This is a genomic window from Chryseobacterium populi (genome assembly GCF_000282115.1).
GTDB lineage: Bacteria > Bacteroidota > Bacteroidia > Flavobacteriales > Weeksellaceae > Chryseobacterium > Chryseobacterium populi.
This window is the reverse complement of record NZ_AKJY01000027.1, coordinates 57,817-80,147: the sequence shown is the minus strand read 5'-3', so window position 1 is coordinate 80,147 and position 22,331 is coordinate 57,817. Positions and strand designations below refer to the sequence as shown.

Genomic DNA, 22,331 nt, shown 5'->3' with positions numbered 1-22,331 from the left:
TGACTAATCACGAAGATAATAATTTTTGAAAGCAATTCACAACTGAATGGTTCAGAAATAGATATAGGTTTTTGCTGTGACTAATCACGAAGATAATAATTTTTGAAAGCAATTCACAACCTGTCGATATACCAACCTAAAATTTTCTCTGCTGTGACTAATCACGAAGATAATAATTTTTGAAAGCAATTCACAACGCAACTCTGTGCCGCAATTGATATACCTCCGCTGTGACTAATCACGAAGATAATAATTTTTGAAAGCAATTCACAACTCAACAAACAGACTATATTAATTTGAAAGGGCTGTGACTAATCACGAAGATAATAATTTTTGAAAGCAATTCACAACGTTCTATCCTCATATAAAGTTGCAATTTGAGCTGTGACTAATCACGAAGATAATAATTTTTGAAAGCAATTCACAACCCAAAATGAACTTACAACGAATGTTATCAAGCTGTGACTAATCACGAAGATAATAATTTTTGAAAGCAATTCACAACCACATCAGCAAAGAGTGGTTGAGGAGTTGGGCTGTGACTAATCACGAAGATAATAATTTTTGAAAGCAATTCACAACTTGGAAGGGATTACAATTGATTTAATTGAAGCTGTGACTAATCACGAAGATAATAATTTTTGAAAGCAATTCACAACTACAAATTAGTGTTACTAATGGAGTAGCGAGCTGTGACTAATCACGAAGATAATAATTTTTGAAAGCAATTCACAACCGATTAACTTCTCCTACTTCTTCTCCGAGAGCTGTGACTAATCACGAAGATAATAATTTTTGAAAGCAATTCACAACAAAATACTCAGGCAGGTAATCTAAGTGCTAGCTGTGACTAATCACGAAGATAATAATTTTTGAAAGCAATTCACAACTCGGAGTTCAGCAACAAATAACCTTGATAAGCTGTGACTAATCACGAAGATAATAATTTTTGAAAGCAATTCACAACTACATTTGTAGCACAAACAAATAAATTTATGCTGTGACTAATCACGAAGATAATAATTTTTGAAAGCAATTCACAACAAGCGTCGCCGCCCCCTGTGAAACTGTATGCTGTGACTAATCACGAAGATAATAATTTTTGAAAGCAATTCACAACAAGTCATGGCAGAAGAAAACAAAATCAAATGCTGTGACTAATCACGAAGATAATAATTTTTGAAAGCAATTCACAACTACAAAATTGCTTTGTCCGGAAAGATAAAAGCTGTGACTAATCACGAAGATAATAATTTTTGAAAGCAATTCACAACTCCGTACGACCTAACGTTATTTAGAACTGTGCTGTGACTAATCACGAAGATAATAATTTTTGAAAGCAATTCACAACAAAATGTATGACAGTCAAAAACTGGAGTTAGCTGTGACTAATCACGAAGATAATAATTTTTGAAAGCAATTCACAACAGAGATTGTTAAATTTGATAAAAAAAGAAAGCTGTGACTAATCACGAAGATAATAATTTTTGAAAGCAATTCACAACTGGTTGACCTCTTAATGTTCCGTATATAGGGCTGTGACTAATCACGAAGATAATAATTTTTGAAAGCAATTCACAACTCTTTGATGGTTGTTTTCTTCTCAACGAAAGCTGTGACTAATCACGAAGATAATAATTTTTGAAAGCAATTCACAACAGTGCGCTTACTCCGTTTCAACAGAGCTTGGCTGTGACTAATCACGAAGATAATAATTTTTGAAAGCAATTCACAACGGCAGAGGAAAACGTATAACTAACTACGGTGCTGTGACTAATCACGAAGATAATAATTTTTGAAAGCAATTCACAACCTACTTCCGTAACTGCAATCAATACCGCGGGCTGTGACTAATCACGAAGATAATAATTTTTGAAAGCAATTCACAACGGTATGCGAGTAGCTATAAAAATAAGAAAAGCTGTGACTAATCACGAAGATAATAATTTTTGAAAGCAATTCACAACACATGAGGTTAAAACTGTTAGCGTTAATACGCTGTGACTAATCACGAAGATAATAATTTTTGAAAGCAATTCACAACAGAAAATACATTAGCTTATAAAGCTATGGCGCTGTGACTAATCACGAAGATAATAATTTTTGAAAGCAATTCACAACTAAGGAGGGGTTATAGTAGATTTCCATTTAGCTGTGACTAATCACGAAGATAATAATTTTTGAAAGCAATTCACAACCCGGAAGTACTGGAGAGCTAACTAATCAATGCTGTGACTAATCACGAAGATAATAATTTTTGAAAGCAATTCACAACAAAATCGTAGAAAGAGAAACTTCGGTTTCAGCTGTGACTAATCACGAAGATAATAATTTTTGAAAGCAATTCACAACGAATATGCCTGAATTATACGGTGTAAAGAAGCTGTGACTAATCACGAAGATAATAATTTTTGAAAGCAATTCACAACATCTGTAAGAGAAGGCAAGGAACTTGTTCTGCTGTGACTAATCACGAAGATAATAATTTTTGAAAGCAATTCACAACTAATTATACTTTCATATCTATCATACGGAAGCTGTGACTAATCACGAAGATAATAATTTTTGAAAGCAATTCACAACAGTAGCGGGCAAAGTTATATTTTACGTAAAGCTGTGACTAATCACGAAGATAATAATTTTTGAAAGCAATTCACAACTTCTCCTTGTAAAACTCTTCCCAAGTCATAGCTGTGACTAATCACGAAGATAATAATTTTTGAAAGCAATTCACAACCCTCAACACATGCAGTTGGGTTGGCAAAAGCTGTGACTAATCACGAAGATAATAATTTTTGAAAGCAATTCACAACGCACCCCATTTTTCGAACATTGCTGAGAAAGCTGTGACTAATCACGAAGATAATAATTTTTGAAAGCAATTCACAACAGATTCTGGAATTAATTATGGTGAAATTAAGCTGTGACTAATCACGAAGATAATAATTTTTGAAAGCAATTCACAACTGAATTCTCCATTGGGGTTTTATATCACTCGCTGTGACTAATCACGAAGATAATAATTTTTGAAAGCAATTCACAACATATTATCAAAGTATCTATTAACCTAAATAGCTGTGACTAATCACGAAGATAATAATTTTTGAAAGCAATTCACAACGAGTCAATCCAGATGATGCTCGTATGCATCGCTGTGACTAATCACGAAGATAATAATTTTTGAAAGCAATTCACAACGGCTTGGATAAAAGGGGTATTTTCATTAACGCTGTGACTAATCACGAAGATAATAATTTTTGAAAGCAATTCACAACCTGTCCTATTATTTCTTCTATTTGTTTAATGCTGTGACTAATCACGAAGATAATAATTTTTGAAAGCAATTCACAACAGATTCTTAATCATGGCTGTTGATTGGGCTGCTGTGACTAATCACGAAGATAATAATTTTTGAAAGCAATTCACAACGATACCGCTAATAAAACTTTATTACATTTGTAAGTTATATTTTTTCTTCATATTTCTGAGGTTCTTCATGTATATAGGCAGAACCATGCTCCAAATTGTAAAATAGAATTGTGATCTTTCTGGCAGCAGCAACATTGATCATCGTCAGTCCGCTTTTAACTTTTATACGGCGGAAGTATCCTCCTGGAGCTGAGTATTTATTTTGTCCGAAGAATATTTGATTAGTCCAAGCCAGGATGTATGCTGATATAAAAAGTTTGTCCTTTGTAAGATGAAGCTGGTAGGTGATAATGTAATCTTAATTTGATATTAAAATTACGTTTAAGCACCTTTTGTATTTTTTAAGTTTGTCCGTTTTTCGGCTTTTTGGAATTGTTGGTCGTAAATCGCGATAGACAAATTCACGATTTTACTATTTTTGCAATTTTACCTTACTAAATTAATTATTATGTTATTAGAACAGTTAGAAAATTCCCCGGAAACCATTCAATTCAAAGAAGTGATTGCCCATATCGATCAACATTACGATTTTAATCCTACAAAATTTAAAAACGGAAATACAGTAAATGAGGCAGGCCAGAATAACGGTTCGTGCAAAGTTTTCAGTTTTGCAAAGCTGAATAATCTTTCAAAAGAGCAGGTGTTAAACCTTTTCGGAGAGTTTTACAGGGAAGATGTTTTAAAAAATCCGGAAGGAACAGATCATCAGAACATCAGAAACTTCATAGAATTCGGGTGGGACGGAATTGCTTTTGAAGGAGATGCTTTGAAGAACAGATAATTTTAAAGTTAACTGTAAGGTGCAAAGTTATACAGTTGATACTGTTTTAAGATACAGAAGCTTTTATGCTTTATAAAATGCTTAGAAAAATTATACTCTTGCATTTAACAGAATAAAAACACGATAATAAACCATGTCATCCAATAAAAATGCCCTTATCCGCTACAAAACATTAGATAAATGCCTGAAAAACAAGTACCGGAAATATACGCTGGAAGACCTTATTGATGAGTGTTCCGAAGCGTTATTTGAATTTGAAGGTAAAGAATCTTTTGTGAGTAAAAGAACCGTTCAGCTTGATCTGCAGAATATGCGCAGTGAAAAATTCGGGTACGAAGCTCCGATCGAGGTGTACGAAAGAAAATACTACCGTTACAGCGATCCGGATTACAGCATTCATAACATTTCTGTGAATGAAAACGATCTGAAGGCGATGAATAATGCCGTACAGATTTTAAAGCAGTTTAAGGATTTTTCCATGTTTAAAGAGATGAACGGGGTGATTCAGAAACTGGAAGACTCCATTCATTCTACCAGCCAGAAATCTATTATTCATCTGGATAAAAACGAGCAGCTGAAAGGCCTGGAGCATATCGATGCATTGTATGAAGCCATCATCAACAAAAAGGTGTTGAATATTCTTTATAAAAGCTTTACAGCAAGGGAATCCAATTCCTATATTGTACATCCGCAGCTGCTGAAGGAATTTAATAACCGGTGGTTTTTGATCTGTCTGTATAAACAGAAAATGTATAATCTGGCCCTGGACAGGATGGAAGCTATTAAAGTGGAAGAAACGATTCAGTTTATTGATAAAAATCTTGACGGTGATGAATACTTTAAAGATATTGTAGGAGTTACGGTTTCAGACACCATGAAACCCAGGAACGTGGTATTCTTCGTTGATGTATCGAACGCACCTTATGTGAAAACGAAGCCTTTGCATAAAAGCCAGGAGATCATAAGTGAGACCGAAGAAGGAACGGTATTTAAAATTTGTGTTCAGATTAATTTTGAGCTGGAAAGGCTTTTACTGGGATTCGGAGACTGCCTGATTGTTCACAAACCGAGAAAATTGAGATTGAGAATGGAAGAGAAGTTCAGGGCAGGAAGTAAGAATTATCAGAATCTTATCATTCCGGAGGACGGATATAATTAATTTATGGCTTGGAAATTGTATTTGTTTTTTAAAATAGACATTATGAAATCGAGAATATTTAAGGCATTACTTGCCATTGTAGTCCCTATTGCGATTGATTTTATCGTTAAGAAGGTTTCTGAAAAATTAAATGAAAAGAAAGACGAAAAGCAGCTTCCTGCTTAGAGTTTAAAAGATAAAGACTGTTTCATCAGAAGACAGTCTTTTTTTTATATGAAATCATACACTCCGTTTTTCCAGCCAAGGACTTTTGAAGTATCTGCCTGCAGCCAGTTTTTTAAAATGGTAGCATATACTTTTCTGAAATCTTCGGAATAAATAAGATCGCCTTCATTCAGGTTTTGCAGGTCGGGAAGAGCATTAAGGATTCCTTTCTTTTTTAATCCGCCACTGATGAAAAACATTTGATTGGCAGTTCCATGATCTGTTCCGTTACTGGCATTCTGGGCGACACGGCGGCCGAATTCCGAGAAGGTTATCAAAAGGATATTATTGAAAAGTGCAGTGCTCTTCATATCCTCTACAAAAGATTTTACTGCCTCATTGATATCGCTGAACAGTTTTTTCTGCCGGTCATTTTGATTGACGTGGGTATCAAAACTACCCACAGAAAGATAATAAACCTGAGTATTGATATCTGATTTTATCAGGGATGCAACGGTTTTGAAATCTTTTCCTAATTGTGAATCCGGATAAGCCTGAGTGGTTTTTTTTGATCGGCTTTTTTCAAAAATGTAGCCTGCATTATTGATGGTTGATCCGAGTGTCTGATATAAATAAGAAACCGTTTCATCATCATGGTGATGGTCGTACAATGATTTGAAATACTTTTCCTGGCTCGTCTGGTAAAGCCTTTTAGGGTCTTTAAATGCAAAGGCCTTATTATTTTCTCCTTTTAAAGCCAGACTTAACATATCATCAACTTCCAATGCCTGGGTAGGATGGTCACAACGGTAGCATTCTTCATCAAGAAAACGCCCGATCCAGCCTGTTTCCAGATATTCATCACTTTTGCTTGCAGAATGCCAGATATCCATGCTCCGGAAATGGGATTTATCAGGATTGGGATACCCTACATTATTCATAACAGAAAGTTCCCCACTGTCAAAAAGTTCTTTAAAATAAGACAGAGCCGGGTTGATTCCTGTTTCATCATCGAGCTGCAGTGGATCTTTAATGGCAATACTGCTTCTTTCTCTGAAATAGATATCATTTTTAACGGGGATGATCGTATTTAAACCATCATTTCCTCCTGTAAACTGGAGGACTATCAAAATCTTCCGGTTAGGTTCCAGAGCATTATCCAATGCCATTGATTTAAGAAAATTGGGAACTAATAATGAAGCACTGGCTAATGAACTTATTTTAAGGAATTCTCTTCTTTTAATTAACATGACTTTTTTATTTGAGTTACAGTTTTCAGTCCTGAGATTTTTACATCAGTTGATATTCCGGTGTTGACATCAGATTGATGACATTCATTTTTATACTGTTGTCTGAAAAATTTTTAACGGAATTCATATCCGGTGTCTTTACACTCTGAATAAGATAATCCTCACATTTTTTATGGGCAAATGTTTTTTCAACCCGGTTCCAGTCGATGGTAATATTGGGGGTTTTAAAAGCTTTGTTTAAAGCGGTTTCCCGTGATTTCATCCCCATATCAATGTCGTCATCCTGGCGCGGGCTGTACTCAAGTGGCCTTAAACCCGACCAGATCTGTGGAATCTGAAGCCGCAGCATTAAAGTTGAGCTGTCGATCCATGATTTTCCGTTTGGCCATCCCGAAACATTCGGCGGATAAAGAAGCATTTGCCCAAGCAGCTTTTGATAAACGATAAGGTTTTCCGGATTCTGTATATTCATGGGCAGCATTCGCATCATTCCGGCCATTAGTTCAATGGGAGATTTTATCCTGTTACCAATGTTTTTCTGATCATAGAACCATGAGCTTGAAAATATTTCGGTCATTAGCCTTTTAATATCATAGTTTGAATTATAAAAGCTCTCACTCAGCGCATTCACCTGGTCACGGTCTATATTTTCATTGACAAAAAATCTATAAACTTTACTGCAGATGAACTTTGCGGTGGCTTTTTGTTCAAGAATACTATTTAAAACATCCGTTCCTGTAAAGTTTCCGGTTTTTCCCAGGAAGGTTTTGACTTCTTCATCATGCAATTTCTTCCTTTCTTTAAAATTCCCTGTTTTATCATATCCCCATCCCGTAAAGGCTCTTGCACCCTCTCTCACATCTTTTTCGGTATAATTTCCTCTTCCCATTGTGAACAGCTCCATAACTTCCCGTGCAAAGTTTTCGTTCGGATGGTCTTTTTTGTTCTGCTGATTATTCAGGAAATTCAGCATTGCCGGCGATTGGCTTACTTCAAATAGCAGATCTTTAAAGTTTCCCAGTGCATTCTTCCTGATGCTGTTCAATAGCTGCCGGTTAAACTTCGGGTTGATTACTCTTGATGCAAAATGGCCGTGCCAGAAAAAAGCCATTTTTTCCCTCATCTGTTCATTGCTGTTGATCATTTTGTTCAGGAAATTCAGGTTCAGTTCATTATTCTGTTCCCTGTTTATTTTTTGAATTTCCTTTTTCTTTTCGGCTGGCGTTTTATCATTCATATAATCAATGATTTCCACATCCGGGGTGTCATAATTAATTTCTGTAAAACCATCTTCTTTAAACAGCTCTTTAATGAAATTAGTAATATCTTTCTGTTCCAGATCATCAACCTGGAAGATTCCGGGGCCGAAACCTGCCCGCCAGAGAAGATGCTTATTGTTGATTAAGGAAGAAGCTGCCATGTAAGATTTATTTTTTTGATCGGTTTGCAGAAAGAAGGTTAAAATAATAACGGTTAATAATTTTTAATATTACGGTAATAGTTATAAGTTATGAGTTATGAATTATGATGAGAGCAGATAATTTAATATTTTTTCTAACTTCTAATTTCTAGCATTTATTTTTTATTAAACAAACATTTAAATTATGTAATTTGTAATGGGTTGTAATTCATTGTTTTGCGTATTCCTTTAATGTTAAAGTACACTTTCATATCCGGCTTTGGCATGATTTTTACAGATTCATGAATAGTAAAATTTAAAAAATCAGAGTTATGAAAATGTTTAAACAAGCAGTTTTACTAGCTGGAATTTTAACGGCTGGAGCCATAAGCGCACAGAGTGTGCAGATGAATAACATGTTGAAGGTAGGTGCAAATGTTGGTTTGGCTGTTCCTGCAGACAATCTTTCTGCTGCAGTAGGAGTTGATGTAGCGTACCAGAACCTGATCACTCCGGGATTTGGACTGGGGATTGCAACAGGTTATAGTCATTATTTCGGAAAAGAAAACAACGGATATAAAAACAATGATGTGGGTGTAGTACCGGTTGCCGCTTTGCTTAGAATATATCCTAAGCAGACAGGTTTCTATTTCGGGACCGACCTGGGATATGGATTCCTTGTAGGGGATGATAAAGTAGCTTCTAACAGCACAGTTGACAGACCGGACGGAGGATTTTATATCAAACCTGAGATCGGATACCACAACAGAGACTGGAATTTCTTTGTACAATATCAAAAGGTATTTGTAGGAGATAAAGGTGATTTAGCCGACCAGGATTATAATGTGGGGAATCTTGGAGTAGGGTTTTCTTACAATATTCCATTAGGAAAATAGTTAGATTTTTATATAAACAATTATTAACCAAAACCTTTTCATTTTTTTGAAAAGGTTTTTTATTACGACATATGATTTCCGAAAACTATTATTATATTTGATAAAATTTGTGATTATGAATCTGAATCCAAAATTTCCACTGTATTTACCGGGCGTGAAAAACGGTAATAATGATAATGTTTCTATCATTGGAGCAAATCTGCGTGAAGATATTACTACATTAGGCTATTTCGTTTCAGGAAACGGAGGTCTTGAAATAAAAACAAAAAATATATATTCCACTAAAGATTATTCTTCTTTTTCAGAGATCCTGAGAAAATTTATTCAGGAGAATCAGTTGGATAATGTAAAACGTTTGGGGATGGCAGTTCCCGGGCCTGTGCTCAACGGAAAAAGTAATCCTGCGAGATTGGGATGGAGCCTGGATGCTGAAGAAATTAAAAACGATTTCGGATTCGAAAAAGTGGATATGCTGAATGACCAGGAAGCTTCTGCATACGGAATGGCACTTCTTGAAGACAGTGATCTGGATGCAATTTACACAAGTGGTCACTTAGAAAACGGAAATGTGGCTATTTTAGCACCCGGAAACGGATTGGGAGAAGCCGGATATTTCTTCGACGGGAAATACTTAAGACCTTTTGCAACAGAAGGCGGGCATTCTGAATTTTCCCCGAGAACAAACGTTGAAGTTGAGTTTTATCAGTTCTTAAATAATATTTATGGAATTGTAAGCTGGGAAAATGTATTGTCTAAAACAGGATTATTTAATATCTACAGGTTTTTAAGAGATGTTAAACGACATCCTGAGCCCGAATGGCTGGCAGATCGTTTTGCCAACGGAAACTTTACTCAGGAACTATATAAAGCAGCAATGGAAGATGATATATTGATCTGTAAAATTGCTCTGGATACTTTCCTTGAATTCCTGGCAAGAGAAGCCAACAATCTTACGTTAAAGCTTAAAGCGGTCGGCGGATTATTGATTTCAGGGGATATTCCTCAAATGCTGAATGATTATATGGACAAGGCTAAATTTTATGAAAAGTTTAAAATAAGCGATAAAATGGAAGACATGCTCAGAAATATTCCGATTTATCTGATCAAGGATGATCTCACGGGATTAAATGGGGCAGCACTCTATACTGCTTATTTTCAAGAATAAATACAGGCTCCGGATTTTCCGGAGTTTTTTTTGAATGATATTATTCATGAAAATAATTATTTTTATTGATATACATCAATGAAATCTATTGGATAAGATGGTTACATTTGCACCGTTAAATGAAACAATAAATAACTTATTCATGAAAAAAATATTTTTATTAGCAGTATTAGCTGGTGGTTTAGCTTTCGGGCAGTCGAAAAAAGTAGTAGCATCCGATGTTCACTGGTGGGGATATAAAGTTGCAAAATCTGAGGCCAGTTCTCATGATGGTACTGTAAAAGTAAAATCCGGGAATATGGTAATGAAAGGAAACCAATTAGCAGGAGGATCTTTTGTTCTTGATATGAACTCAATTACTTCTACCGATCTTACAGGAGAATACCAGGGGAAATTAAACGGGCACCTTAAAAACGGGGATTTCTTCGAAGTGGAAAAATATCCTACAGCTGCTTTCAAAATTACTTCTGTAAAAAAAGGAAGTGATAAAATCTACAACTATACAGTAACCGGAGACTTAACGGTAAAAGGGAAAACAAACAGTATTTCTTTCCCTGCAAAAATTGCTTACAGCAAAGGAGTGGTAAGTTTAGTATCTGATAAATTCTCTTTCGACAGACAGAAATTTGATGTTGCTTACAAATCTACAATGCAGGATGTTTTTGTGAAAGATGATATCGATATGGTTGTAAAAGTAACTGCTAAATAATTTAATCAAAAAAAGATTGTTAAAAGTGTAGAAGTTCTACACTTTTTTTTATTTTTGTTGAATTGTAAATAAAAAAGAATGAAAAGACTACTATTGTTTGCGATGATGTGTGTGAGCATGTCATTTGTTTTTGCTCAAAAGAAATTTGATAAGGTTTCCAAAGTTACTTCATCCGAGATCAGATGGTGGGGATATAAAGTTGTAAAAACTGAAGCTTCATCTCATTCAGGGACTGTAAAATTAAAGAGTGGAAAATTTAATTTTGATAAAACGGTTTTGGTTGACGGTGAATTTGTCATCGATATGAGAAGCTTAATGGCTGGAGATGTTTCTGACGAAGATCAGATAAAATTGACCAATGACCTTAAAAGCACCAACTTCTTTGAAGTTAAAAAATTCCCGATTGCTAAATTTCATTTGACTAAAATTATTCCTTTGGCAAACAGCGAATACAATTCTACAGTATACGGAGATGTGACGATCAAAGGAGTGAGAAAAACAATCACTTTCCCTGCCAACGTGTACGTTACACAGTTTACCGTGGTAATCGAATCAGCTAAGTTCTCATTAAACAGAAGAGACTTTAAAGTATTCTACCAGTCTTCATTGAAAGATTATTTCATCAAAAACGAAATGGATATTCAGTTCAGGGTTTCTACAGAAAAATTGGATAACGAAAACAGGGTTCCTGCGAAAAAGAAATAAAAGTGTATTACTTTTAACAATAAAAATAAATATGGACAACTTTCAATAGTTGTCCATATTTTTTATTTTAGCAGTATGAAAATCTATGTTATAAGCGGGCTTGGTGCAGATTTTAAAGTACTGGAAAAATTACAGTTTCCGGCCCGGCATGAAGTTGTTTTTATCGATTGGCTGATTCCTGAAAAGAATGAAAGTTTTTCAGAATATATCGATAGAATGACAATGAAAATCGATAATTCCGAATCTTTCTATCTTTTAGGCTATTCTTTCGGTGGATTATTGGTGCAGGAAATTCATAAAAGAAAGCCTGCTGAAAAAGTAGTGATCATGGGAAGCATAAAATCAGATAAGGAAAAATCAAAACTGATAAGAGCCGGAGAAATTACAGGAATTCCTAAAATCTTGCCGGTACGCTTTTTTAACGAAAAAAATGCTAATGTTTATGGAGTAGTGAGAAAATTTTTCGATCCTAAAAATCCCAGGGTTTTGCAATACTTCAGAGTAAGAGACCCTTATTATTTAAAATGGTCTATTGAGAAAATATCAGATTGGAAGTTTGAAGAAAACCCTGAAGTAATCCAGATATTGGGAGACCGGGATATTGTTTTTCCGATTAAAAATTCAAAACCTGATTACATTATCAAAGGCGGAACCCATCTTTTTCCGGCCACAAAATATAAAGAGGTTTCAAAAATACTCAGTGAGGTGTTTAAATAATAAAATGAACTTTATTTTAATTTGTTTTAAATTTGTTGGGGTTGTTTAAAATAAATGTGTGTTTTTATAAAATTTATATTTAATTTTGATAGGGTTAAATGTAAATTTTATGAAAGTAGGCCTTAAGTGGATTGTTTCTTTTGCAATCATCAGTCTCGTGGCATTAGGTGGATTATTCTGGAGTCCGGTTGTAGATTTTCCCAATACGGGCGAATTTTTAAGTGAAGATAAAATTGTGGGTGCGGATGTAGCCTGGATTCTGGCTGCAGCGGGCCTTGTACTTTTAATGACCCCCGGACTATCTTTTTTCTATGGCGGAATGGTAGGAAAGAAAAATGTGATTTCTACAATGCTGCAAAGCTTTATCGCTCTGGGAGTGATCTCTATTTTATGGGTGGTCATCGGTTTTTCCTTATCATTCGGTGATTCTTTAGGTTTTGAAATTAATGGAGAACACTACGGAATTATCGGGAATCCGCTGAGTTATCCGTTTTTCAGCCGCGTAAGCGTTTTACCTCATAAGACAATGGCGTCTACGATCCCTTTTATCCTTTTTGCTCTGTTTCAGATGAAATTTGCTGTAATTACGCCGGCACTGATTACCGGTTCTTTTGCAGAAAGAGTTCGTTTTATCTCTTATCTTCTGTTCATGGTACTTTTCAGTATTTTCATTTATACTCCTCTTTGTCACATGGTCTGGCATCCTGATGGTCTTCTGAATAAATATTTTGGAGTGAAGGATTTTGCAGGCGGAACCGTTGTACACATGAGTGCAGGATTTGCAGCTCTGGCAGGTGCAATGGTTTTAGGAAACAGAAAAAATCCGCATCATGAGCCTTCCAATATTCCTTATGTACTCTTAGGAACAGGAATGCTTTGGTTCGGATGGTTCGGGTTTAATGCGGGGTCGGCATTGTCGGCCAATGCAACAGCAGCCACAGCTTTTGGAACTACTACAATTGCTTCTGCTTCCGCGATGATGACCTGGATCTTTTTTGACAGGATTAATGGGAGAAGTATATCTGCATTAGGAGCATGCATCGGTGCCGTAGTAGGGCTGGTGGCTATTACCCCGGGATGTGGTTTTGTATCTGTTCCTGAAAGTCTGTTTATAGGATTCATTTCGGCAATTGTTTCGAATATTATGGTCAATTGGAAATCACTAAAAAACATAGACGATACACTGGATGTTTTTGCCTGCCATGGAGTAGGAGGAATCATGGGAATGATCTTAACGGCAATTTTCGCCCACGGAGAAAAAGCAAGTCTTCTGCATGGCGGGTTTGAAGTTTTTGCCCATCATATGATGGCTTTGGTATTGGTCTCTGCATTTACTTTCTTTGGATCCCTACTTTTATATAAAATTACGGACTGTATTATTACCCTGAGGGTATCGGAAGAATCCGAAAGTCTCGGATTGGATATTTCCCAGCATGAGGAAAGCCTGAAATGGTAAAGGAATAAGTTTTTAAATATTTATTAATCCTTGTGAAGACAGAGTTTCATAAGGATTTATCATGTATCTTTGTTATGAGGAATATGATGAATCAATTATGGAATCAATATCGGTTTTTGAGATTATTAAAGTAGGGATTGGTCCGTCCAGTTCACACACGATGGGGCCCTGGAACGCAGCATCTGCATTTATTAGAATTATAAAAAGGGAAAGGGCAATCGCAGAGGTGAAGGAAGTCTTCCTTGAATTTTTCGGTTCTTTGGCGAAAACCGGAATCGGGCACGGAACGGATATCGCCGGAATGCTTGGATTAAATGGTGAAGATTTTAAAATCATCGACACCACACAAATTGATGAGAAGATAGCAAAAATAAAGGACGACCAGATACTGAATCTGGGCGGTGAAAAAGAAATCCCTTTTATCTATGGGCATCACCTGGTGCTTAATATGCAAAAATCACTTGATTTTCATCCCAACGGAATGATCTTTAAAGCTGTTTTTGAAGATGGAACTGAGCTTGTTCAGGATTTTTATTCTGTCGGAGGCGGCTTTATTGCAAGTCAGGAAAAAAATTCTATAGAAAAACACTGTGTACGTACCCTGTATCCCTGTCATCACGGTTCGGATATTATAAAATATTGCGAAAAGTTAGGATTTAAAAGGTTTTCAGACCTGATCCTTATCAATGAAGAAAGCTGGAGAACTCAGGAGGAAACGAGACAGGAAGCATTGTACATCTGGAAACAAATCAAAGACTGTATTTATAAAGGTGTAAACAAGGACGGCATTTTACCGGGTGGTTTAAATGTTTCAAGAAGAGCTGCCGGAATCAACAGAAAGCTTTTGGGTGATAAGATCTATAAAAATAAAGATGAATGGTTTCAACTGGTTGTAGATGCAGAAGAGAATTTCACCAATATCAATAAATGGATTGCCTGTTTTGCATTGGCTGTAAATGAAGAAAATGCAAGTTTTGGCAGAATCATTACAGCACCTACTAATGGAGCAAGCGGTGTAATTCCTGCCGTTTTAATGTATTCTCAGGCTTTCACTTCATTCATAGGTGATGATGATATTGTAAGATTTCTGTTAGTGGCGGGTGAAATAGGAACATTATTTAAGAAAAATGCGACAATTTCCGCTGCTATGGGAGGTTGTCAGGCAGAAATAGGGGTTTCATCGGCAATGGCCGCTGCCGGATTGACGGAGATTTTAGGGGGAAGTGTCGGACAGGTGCTGATGGCGGCAGAGATTGCAATGGAGCATCACCTGGGATTAACCTGTGATCCGATAAAAGGCCTTGTACAGATTCCATGTATTGAAAGAAATACAATGGGGGCTATAAAAGCAATTACCGCAGCGAATATCGCTCTCGAAAGTGATCCTACGAAAGCCAGAGTAACGCTTGATGAAGTGATCCAGACGATGTGGGAAACAGCACAATCGATGAGTGACCGCTTTAAAGAAACCTCTGAAGGAGGACTGGCAATTGCAGTAAATGTACCGGAATGCTAGAGTTATTTTAAATAACTTAAACTCCCTGAATTTTATAAACCCCTGATTTTACAGATTTACATAGATTTAGTTTAAAAAAATTTTCTGCTTAAAAGCTGAAAGTTGTATTCTCCGACCCAGGAGTTGGAAGCGTTAAAAAATAGCTATAGGAACGTTAAGAAAATTCTTCTGTTCGAAGTGCGAGGCTAAGTCCCAATCGAAGAACAACTCCTGAATTCGTGCAAGTTTAGAATTTTTAGAGAGTATAGCTTATTTTTAGCTGACAAATCCAGTCTTGACCTTTTGTTTCTTTTGTGTCAAGACAAAAGAAAAGGATAAGGTTGATAAGAGATTCTTTTTCTTCAGAATGGCAAAAAGCGAATAGGAAAAGAGGATTACTTATCCAGTATTCCTCTAATTTTATTGGCATTGGCGATCAGCTCTCCAAGATACTCATAATTCTCTTTTTCCAGAGCGGCTTTAAACTTTCTAAGTTGTGAAATATGTTCATTCAGTACATCCAGAACATTTTCTTTATTTTGCTTAAAAATAGGAACCCACATTTCAGGATGAGATTTTGCCAGTCTTACCGTACTTGAAAAACCTGAACTTGCAAGCTGGAAAATAGTATCTTCTTCACGTTCTTTTTCCAAAACCGTATTGGCTAAAGCATAGGAAGTAATATGTGAAATATGTGAAATGTAGGCCGTATGTACATCATGATCTTCTGCATTCATATAGATTAAATGCATATCAAGGCCTTCAACAATTTTTTCGACTGTGCCCAAAGCATCATCAGCAGATTCTTCTTTATTACAGATCACACCGGCTTTTCCTGAAAAGCTTTCGGCAACTGCTGATTTCGGTCCGCTGTTCTCGGTTCCCCACATCGGGTGAAAAGCCACAAATCTTGAACGGTTCGGATGATCTTTTACAATGTTAACAATACCCGCCTTTGTAGAGCCGGCATCCATTACGGTTTGGTTTTCCGAAATTAAATCCAAAACCTCCAGCAATATTTTTCTTGCAGAATCTACAGGAATGGCAATGATGACCAGATCAGAATTTTTAATTCCATATTCCAGGTCTACTTTTGCATCGATAATTTTTAAATGTAAAGCCTCATCCAGATGTCTGCTGCTGTTATCAATTCCGTATATAAAATCTGCGATTCCTTTCTCTCTTAATTTTAAAGCGATTGAGCCCCCGATGAGGCCTACTCCAATAATACTTATTTTCATTTTTTAAATTTTTAAAATAAAAAACCCCGTCCCAGGACGAGGTTGTATGCTATATTCATAAGAATTCCTATCCCAGGTCTGAGTTAAAAATTCTATAATAATATGTTTCTTTATTTGTAATCACGAAGCGAAGGTATAAAATATTTTTTAAAATGTAAAAATAAATTTATGGATTTGATATGATTAAAGTAGATGGTACATCAGACAGCCAAAGACTTTTGGTATCGATAAGTCCTCTCCAGCTTTTACTGCTGATAAGCATCAGATCCTGAGAATTTAAAAATTCTTTCTCAATTTTTTTCTCGTTATACAGGGTGATGTGATTGGGAGCTACATGCTCAATGCTTCTGATCAGTTCTTTCACCTCAATATTGTTACGGATTTGTCCTGCAACGTCCAGTATTATAATCTGGGAATTGTTATTATTAATTAGCCTTTTGGCATATTCAAGCAGATAAAAATCGCTCAGGTTGAAAATAGGAACAAATACTTTGTCTGCACTTTCGAATCCTTTTTCTACCAGGACTCCTACAGGAATATTGGTTTTGTCAAGAATCTGCAGGGTAAAATCGTCAAAAGGGGAAGTGTTGAAAATATTTCCTTTCCCTTTTACGGTGTTCAGCAGTTTTTCAGGATTAATGATCTTAGTGGTGAAGCCCAGGAGCCTTCCCAATAAACTTCCTTCATACATTGATTTTCCAAGCATGATTAAAAGAAGATCATAGTTTCCTTTATTGGTTATATTGGCCAGATCATTTTCAACATCTGTTGAAGCTTTGAAAAGAGTAGTGACTTCCAGTTTTAATTCATGTGAGGTTTCAATAACATTTTTGAACTGTTCTTTTTCAAAATCATCTATGTCAAAAGCATGAAGCTCATCTACAGGTGCGATGTTCATTGCTGTTACACTTTTGTTTCCATTCATTTTATGGGTGAAATTATCAGCAAGTCTCAATAATTTACTTCCGGATTTTGCGGTTTCGAAAGACAGAAGAACTCTGTATTTTGCATCATTTTCCTCGTGCTCATCTTCCAGCATCGATTTTTTTCCTTTAAAAAGATAGTTGATAAGGTCGAGGCATGGCCCCGTCATAAAAGTTGTAAATAATGCCATGATGACAAGCATTGCAAACAATTCAGGCCCTAAAACTCCCAGATCATAGCCAATATTAAGGACAATGAGCTCTGTGAGCCCTCTGGTATTCATTAATGCACCAATAGTAAGGCTGTCTTTCCAGCTTATTTTCAGGAATTTTGCAGTCAGTGCACTTCCTACAAATTTCCCGGTAACAGCTGTTAAAATAATAAAGCCTCCTATTTTCCAGAGGTGAGGGTCATTCAATAATCCGATCTGGGTTCTTAATCCGGTAAATACAAAGAAAAGGGGAAGTAATAAAACCAATGCAACATCTTCTACTTTTTCAACAAAAAGATTTCTGAATTTTACATTTTCCGGCATTATAGCACCTGCCATAAATGCTCCGAAAAGGGCATGAATCCCGATAACTTCGGTGGCATAGGATGAGATGATCAGGATCAGGAAAAATACGGCAACGAGTGCTTTACTGATAAAGCCTTTTCCTTTCTGTGATTCGGCGATTCTGTTTAAGAAAGGTCTTACCGCTTTTATCATAATGAAGACATACAGGATTGCCATTAAAATAACGAATACAGACCCGGAAAAAGACCCTGCTTTCACGATGGCAATAACAGCGGCTAAGATACACCAGGCAGTAATATCATCTGCGGCAGCACAGGTAATCACTACGGTTCCTATTTTCGTTTTGTGAAGATTTCGTTCCTGAACAATTCTGGCCAGAACAGGAAATGCCGTGATACTCATTGCAATGGCTATAAAAAGGGCAAACGAACTGAACTGGATCCCGTCCGGAGCAAATTCTTTATAAATAAAATACGAAAGCCCAACTCCTAATGCAAAAGGAATAATAATACTTGCATGACTGATCACTACGGCATCGTGAGCTTTTTTTCTTAGGACACTCAAGTCGAGCTCCATCCCGACAATATACATAAAGAGAATCAGGCCGATCTGGCTCAGAAACTGTAAGTTGCCCAGTGATTCTTTCGGAAAAATGAAGGCTGATAATTCCGGAAAATAAAGTCCGAAAAGGGAAGGTCCCAGAACTATACCAGCGATCATCTCACCAATTACTGACGGTTGCTTCAGCTTTACACAGATCCATCCGAAAAGTTTTGCCACCAGGATAATGGTAACAATCTGCGCAAGTAGAAGGGCCAGAGGATGATGAAGGTTCGTTAAAAATGAATCTGTGAAATTTTCCCACATTGTTGAACCTGTGGCTTTTGCCGGAGTAATATTTTCACCGATTTCCAATGTTTCCCCCTCAACAAAAAACCAATACATCAAACATGAAAAAAAGGCTATTGTAGCTGCGTAGAATATAATATTCCTGTATTTCCCCAAATTCATAATTCCTTATTTTAAGGTGTAAATTTCTTTATAATATATGATTGAAGCACGTTAAATTTCTTAAAATGTAATCAATACCATGAATAATGTAATAAAAATCTATTTGAAAAGAATAACTCAAACCGATTTGCATTTAGAATCATAATATATGAACCCTGTGCTGCAATTTTTAAAGCCGGATTCAGAGCAAAATTATGCCTACTAAATAGATTAAACAGGGTGAATGTGATGAAAGGAACTGTTTGTTTATGCAGCGAAAATAGAATATTATGAATACATCTATCTCCCGAACATTTCCAGTAATGCACTTTTGTAAGTATCTCCGATCTGCATTTTTAAGAAGCTTTCTCCGTCAAGTGATATTGTGGTAATAATTTCGTTGGTAGAAAATACTTTGATGGAAGACAGGGCAATCATTTCTTTTTTGTTGACCTGGGCAAAGTCTTTGGCCGGAAGCATCTCCAAAAGGTTTTTAAAACTGAGGTTTTTCAAAACAATGGTTGCTCCGTCATTTAAGATGATATCTTTATCGCGGCTGTCGATTTCCGAGGTTTTAATATAGGCAATCTGTTCTGTGAAAATAATGGTTTTACCGATATTGGTATTCCATTCGATAAAATCTTTTTTCTGGATACCGGCGACTGATTCTTTGGCTTTATCGAAAGCCTGTATCAGTCTTTCTTTTTTTATGGGTTTTCTTACATAGTCGACAACATTCAGGTCAAATGCTTCGGCAGCATATTCTTTATAAGCAGTGGTGAAAATAATTTTTTTTGAACCGGAAATCAATTCTGCAACCTGTAAGCCTGTCATTCTCGGCATTTCAATATCCAGAATACAGACATTACAATCGATGCTGTCGATTTCATTAAGGAAAATCTTAGGGTCATTGAAAGCCTTTATAACCTCTACATTATCGATCTGCTCACACAGAAGTTTTAAATAGCTTATGGCCAGCAATTCGTCATCAAGAATAACGCATTTTATCATAGAATTCTCCTAAATTGATTTTTAATTCTGCGGTGAAGATACCGTTTTTTGAACTTTTTTGAAGCTGATAATAATTGTTATAGATCATTTTCAACCTTTGATCCAGAGACTGGCTTCCGAATCCACTTTTTTCTTTTTCCAAAACATTTTTTAATGAAGCTTTATTGCTCACTTTCATAGTGAAAATGCTGTTTTCAAGTTCCATCTGGATGGAAATAAATGAATCCTGTGCTAAAAAATCGGTATGCTTAAAGGCGTTTTCAATCAGGTCAACAGAAATCAGCGGGGCGAAAACTTTCTCTTCAAATACAGCATCCGATTTATTGATCCTGGATTTAATTCTGAAATCAAAAAGCGGATTCACTTTAATTTTGTTGATCTCAATAAGGCTCAGGGCAAAATTAAGTTCTTCTTTCGGGCTTACAAATTTCGCGTTGCTTTCGTATAAAATGTAATCCAGAACGTTTGCCAGCTTATCCAGTGACATATAGGTCTGATAAGCATGTGACTGAACGGAATTCAATATGTTTTTAAACAAATGCGGATTCAGTTTGGTACCGATATGTTCCAGCTGGACCTCATTCAGTCTTTGTTCAATTATTTTATTGGTTTCGCTTAATTTGATGTTTCGCTGCCTGAATTTTTTATTTTGGGCGAAGAGATAAATACTTACGGTCAGAAAAAAGAAAATAGCAAAAACTCCAATGAATATCAGATAATCATAAATCATGTAGTAATTGCCTTCCATAGAATGTTTATTTAAGTTTTTTCAAATCATTCAGGGTGACGGTTTCCTCACATTTTTCGAAGGTGATCTCGTAAGTTGGATTTTCTTTAGGGTATATTAATAAATAATCTGGACAAGGTTTTTTCTGAGCGTGGCTTCTGTCAAAATCTACCTTACCGTTGGTGATGATCTCATCTTTTAAGAATTTTTCGTTGATCCTGTAGGTATTCATTTCTGCTTTAAAGCTGTCGGAATACTTAAAATCCTTGGAAAGAGTTTCTGCAATTACGCGGCTGTTGGGTAAATATCCGCTGCAGCTTGCTCCTTTTTTGTTTAATATAAAGAATACAATGAGTAGTCCTGGAATAAGACCAATCATATAAAATTTCAGTTTTTTCATTAGAAAATTAAAAGATTGATATCGTGGTAAGTAAGCCCGAAACGGTCACAGATTATTTTTTTTGTGTGTCTGCCTTTGTACATGTACAAGCTCTGTTTCATTTCATTTTTACGGATCAGCATGTTTTCAAAACCGCCTTCTTCGTCATAGTTTAAAATATAGGATAGAAAGAAATTTGAAATTGCTTTTGTCGTTGTTCTCGGCATTTTTGAGGTAAGATTCGGAAGCCCGCAGTGAATGACTCCGTGCTTGATGATATAAGGTTCTTCCATAGTTGTAAGCTCGGAAGTTTCGATCACCTTGCCATTGTCAATAGTGATATCAATGATCACGCTTCCTTTTTTCATTTTCATCACCATTTCTTCGGTAACAATAGGCTGCATATTTAATCTGGGAAGGGCGCCGATAACCACATCTGCGCGTCTCAGGGCTTTTCCCAATTCTTTCGGATCAATAACGGAAGTCGGAACCCTGCTGTCTACAAGGGTATGAAGCCTTCTCAGCTTAGATAAAGAATTATCAAAGACTCTTACACTTGCTCCTAAGCCGATGGCAGCCTTGGTGGCAAATTCACCCACAATCCCGGCTCCTAAAACCAGGACTTCAGTGGGTCTGACTCCTGTAATTCCACCCAGCATTAATCCGTTTGATAAAGCTAATAGCTCTGAGGCATATAAAATAGATACCGATCCTGCAATTTCGCCGACAAGCCTTACCAGGGCAAGCTGTTTATATTCATCAACGATAAATTCAAAAGCGATTGCATTGATTTTTTTTTCTGCCAGCTTTAAGAAATATTCTTTATCTCTAAGATTGATCTGTAATGCAGAAACCAAATAGGTATTTGGCTTCATGTATTCAACTTCTTCTTCGGTAGGAGGATTAATTTTAAGAATTAAATCCTGGCCGAAAGCTTCTTTAGGGTCGTTTGTAATTTTTGCTCCCGACTCGGAGTATTGCAAGTCTGTAAAAAAAGAACCTTGTCCGGCTCCCGCTTCTATGATGATTTCATGACCGTGCTCTACCAGTACCTGTACCGCGTCGGGGGTAATGCATGTTCTTCTTTCATGAAGGCAGGTTTCTTTAGGAATACCAATGCTGAATTGTTTTCCCTTCTTTATAACCTCTAATTTTTCCTCTTTCGGCATCAATTCTTCTTCAGTAAAAGGAGTAAAAATGTTTGTAGTACTCATCCTTAAATTTAATTATTATCTTA

The 22,331-nt window shown here is 36.2% G+C and carries 18 protein-coding genes and 1 CRISPR repeat array (1 of these 19 running past the window's edge); of the genes, 10 read left to right on the top strand and 8 right to left on the bottom strand.

The window, feature by feature from the left end:
• Positions 1-3,429: direct repeats of the CRISPR family, unit length 47 nt; unit sequence GCTGTGACTAATCACGAAGATAATAATTTTTGAAAGCAATTCACAAC (it extends 389 nt beyond the left edge of the window).
• 448 nt (positions 3,430-3,877) lie between these two features.
• The 3 genes from PMI13_RS08505 (at position 3,878) to PMI13_RS21675 (ending at position 5,534) form a co-directional block, all read left to right on the top strand.
• The gene (locus PMI13_RS08505) at positions 3,878-4,210 is read left to right on the top strand and encodes a HopJ type III effector protein (protein ID WP_007842731.1); all 333 of its coding nucleotides are present in this window, start codon (positions 3,878-3,880) and stop codon (positions 4,208-4,210) included.
• 133 nt (positions 4,211-4,343) lie between these two features.
• On the top strand, positions 4,344-5,369 hold the full coding sequence (locus PMI13_RS08500; RefSeq protein WP_007842730.1) for a helix-turn-helix transcriptional regulator: 1,026 nt from the start codon (positions 4,344-4,346) through the stop codon (positions 5,367-5,369).
• Between the two features lie 42 nt (positions 5,370-5,411).
• Positions 5,412-5,534 carry a hypothetical protein gene (locus tag PMI13_RS21675; protein WP_007842728.1) on the top strand — a complete coding sequence of 41 codons (123 nt, stop codon included), beginning with the start codon at positions 5,412-5,414 and terminating at the stop codon, positions 5,532-5,534.
• A gap of 44 nt (positions 5,535-5,578) precedes the next feature.
• Here PMI13_RS21675 and PMI13_RS08495 read toward each other — a convergent pair whose 3' ends face one another.
• Both PMI13_RS08495 and PMI13_RS08490 read right to left on the bottom strand, forming a co-directional pair.
• Positions 5,579-6,763 carry a DUF1501 domain-containing protein gene (locus tag PMI13_RS08495; RefSeq protein WP_007842722.1) on the bottom strand — a complete coding sequence of 395 codons (1,185 nt, stop codon included), beginning with the start codon at positions 6,761-6,763 and terminating at the stop codon, positions 5,579-5,581.
• Positions 6,764-6,803: 40 nt separating this feature from the next.
• The gene (locus PMI13_RS08490; protein ID WP_007842720.1) at positions 6,804-8,183 is read right to left on the bottom strand and encodes a DUF1800 domain-containing protein; all 1,380 of its coding nucleotides are present in this window, start codon (positions 8,181-8,183) and stop codon (positions 6,804-6,806) included.
• A gap of 311 nt (positions 8,184-8,494) precedes the next feature.
• On the opposite strand from PMI13_RS08490, the gene PMI13_RS08485 reads away from it, so the two are divergent.
• The 7 genes from PMI13_RS08485 (at position 8,495) to PMI13_RS08455 (ending at position 15,326) form a co-directional block, all read left to right on the top strand.
• A complete protein-coding gene (locus tag PMI13_RS08485) occupies positions 8,495-9,058 on the top strand; it encodes a hypothetical protein (RefSeq protein ID WP_007842719.1) in 564 nt (187 codons plus the stop codon).
• Between the two features lie 115 nt (positions 9,059-9,173).
• Positions 9,174-10,223, top strand: coding sequence for a glucokinase (locus tag PMI13_RS08480; protein WP_007842718.1), 1,050 nt, complete (start codon positions 9,174-9,176; stop codon positions 10,221-10,223).
• A gap of 142 nt (positions 10,224-10,365) precedes the next feature.
• On the top strand, positions 10,366-10,932 hold the full coding sequence (locus PMI13_RS08475; protein ID WP_034670271.1) for a YceI family protein: 567 nt from the start codon (positions 10,366-10,368) through the stop codon (positions 10,930-10,932).
• 78 nt (positions 10,933-11,010) lie between these two features.
• Positions 11,011-11,637, top strand: a complete 627-nt coding sequence (locus PMI13_RS08470) for a YceI family protein (protein WP_007842715.1) — start codon at positions 11,011-11,013, stop codon at positions 11,635-11,637.
• A 75-nt stretch (positions 11,638-11,712) separates the two neighbouring features.
• On the top strand, positions 11,713-12,354 hold the full coding sequence (locus tag PMI13_RS08465; RefSeq protein WP_007842713.1) for an alpha/beta hydrolase: 642 nt from the start codon (positions 11,713-11,715) through the stop codon (positions 12,352-12,354).
• A gap of 109 nt (positions 12,355-12,463) precedes the next feature.
• On the top strand, positions 12,464-13,810 hold the full coding sequence (locus tag PMI13_RS08460; RefSeq protein WP_007842712.1) for an ammonium transporter: 1,347 nt from the start codon (positions 12,464-12,466) through the stop codon (positions 13,808-13,810).
• A 97-nt stretch (positions 13,811-13,907) separates the two neighbouring features.
• On the top strand, positions 13,908-15,326 hold the full coding sequence (locus tag PMI13_RS08455) for an L-serine ammonia-lyase (protein ID WP_034670251.1): 1,419 nt from the start codon (positions 13,908-13,910) through the stop codon (positions 15,324-15,326).
• A 374-nt stretch (positions 15,327-15,700) separates the two neighbouring features.
• On the opposite strand, the gene PMI13_RS08450 is transcribed toward PMI13_RS08455, so the two are convergent.
• The 6 genes from PMI13_RS08450 to PMI13_RS08425 form a co-directional block, all read right to left on the bottom strand.
• The gene (locus PMI13_RS08450; protein WP_007842710.1) at positions 15,701-16,546 is read right to left on the bottom strand and encodes a prephenate dehydrogenase; all 846 of its coding nucleotides are present in this window, start codon (positions 16,544-16,546) and stop codon (positions 15,701-15,703) included.
• A gap of 166 nt (positions 16,547-16,712) precedes the next feature.
• On the bottom strand, positions 16,713-18,992 hold the full coding sequence (locus tag PMI13_RS08445; RefSeq protein WP_081491294.1) for a cation:proton antiporter: 2,280 nt from the start codon (positions 18,990-18,992) through the stop codon (positions 16,713-16,715).
• A gap of 285 nt (positions 18,993-19,277) precedes the next feature.
• Positions 19,278-19,988: a LytR/AlgR family response regulator transcription factor gene (locus PMI13_RS08440; RefSeq protein WP_007842708.1), complete on the bottom strand. Its 711-nt coding sequence runs from the start codon at positions 19,986-19,988 to the stop codon at positions 19,278-19,280.
• Positions 19,966-20,736, bottom strand: a complete 771-nt coding sequence (locus tag PMI13_RS08435) for a histidine kinase (protein WP_007842707.1) — start codon at positions 20,734-20,736, stop codon at positions 19,966-19,968. Before PMI13_RS08435 ends, PMI13_RS08440 begins: the two co-directional genes overlap by 23 nt.
• A 7-nt stretch (positions 20,737-20,743) precedes the next feature.
• A complete protein-coding gene (locus PMI13_RS08430; protein WP_034670248.1) occupies positions 20,744-21,115 on the bottom strand; it encodes a hypothetical protein in 372 nt (123 codons plus the stop codon).
• Positions 21,115-22,308 carry an alanine dehydrogenase gene (locus PMI13_RS08425; protein WP_007842705.1) on the bottom strand — a complete coding sequence of 398 codons (1,194 nt, stop codon included), beginning with the start codon at positions 22,306-22,308 and terminating at the stop codon, positions 21,115-21,117. The genes PMI13_RS08430 and PMI13_RS08425 overlap by 1 nt, the downstream gene beginning before the upstream one ends.
• Positions 22,309-22,331: the final 23 nt, after the last annotated feature.

Coding starts and splice junctions, on each gene's coding strand:
- PMI13_RS08505 (WP_007842731.1), top strand. CDS start 3,878: ATGTTATTAGAACAGTTAGAAAATTCCCCGGAAACCATTCAATTCAAA.
- PMI13_RS08500 (WP_007842730.1), top strand. CDS start 4,344: ATGTCATCCAATAAAAATGCCCTTATCCGCTACAAAACATTAGATAAA.
- PMI13_RS21675 (WP_007842728.1), top strand. CDS start 5,412: ATGAAATCGAGAATATTTAAGGCATTACTTGCCATTGTAGTCCCTATT.
- PMI13_RS08495 (WP_007842722.1), bottom strand. CDS start 6,763: ATGTTAATTAAAAGAAGAGAATTCCTTAAAATAAGTTCATTAGCCAGT.
- PMI13_RS08490 (WP_007842720.1), bottom strand. CDS start 8,183: ATGGCAGCTTCTTCCTTAATCAACAATAAGCATCTTCTCTGGCGGGCA.
- PMI13_RS08485 (WP_007842719.1), top strand. CDS start 8,495: ATGAAAATGTTTAAACAAGCAGTTTTACTAGCTGGAATTTTAACGGCT.
- PMI13_RS08480 (WP_007842718.1), top strand. CDS start 9,174: ATGAATCTGAATCCAAAATTTCCACTGTATTTACCGGGCGTGAAAAAC.
- PMI13_RS08475 (WP_034670271.1), top strand. CDS start 10,366: ATGAAAAAAATATTTTTATTAGCAGTATTAGCTGGTGGTTTAGCTTTC.
- PMI13_RS08470 (WP_007842715.1), top strand. CDS start 11,011: ATGAAAAGACTACTATTGTTTGCGATGATGTGTGTGAGCATGTCATTT.
- PMI13_RS08465 (WP_007842713.1), top strand. CDS start 11,713: ATGAAAATCTATGTTATAAGCGGGCTTGGTGCAGATTTTAAAGTACTG.
- PMI13_RS08460 (WP_007842712.1), top strand. CDS start 12,464: ATGAAAGTAGGCCTTAAGTGGATTGTTTCTTTTGCAATCATCAGTCTC.
- PMI13_RS08455 (WP_034670251.1), top strand. CDS start 13,908: ATGGAATCAATATCGGTTTTTGAGATTATTAAAGTAGGGATTGGTCCG.
- PMI13_RS08450 (WP_007842710.1), bottom strand. CDS start 16,546: ATGAAAATAAGTATTATTGGAGTAGGCCTCATCGGGGGCTCAATCGCT.
- PMI13_RS08440 (WP_007842708.1), bottom strand. CDS start 19,988: ATGATAAAATGCGTTATTCTTGATGACGAATTGCTGGCCATAAGCTAT.
- PMI13_RS08435 (WP_007842707.1), bottom strand. CDS start 20,736: ATGGAAGGCAATTACTACATGATTTATGATTATCTGATATTCATTGGA.
- PMI13_RS08430 (WP_034670248.1), bottom strand. CDS start 21,115: ATGAAAAAACTGAAATTTTATATGATTGGTCTTATTCCAGGACTACTC.
- PMI13_RS08425 (WP_007842705.1), bottom strand. CDS start 22,308: ATGAGTACTACAAACATTTTTACTCCTTTTACTGAAGAAGAATTGATG.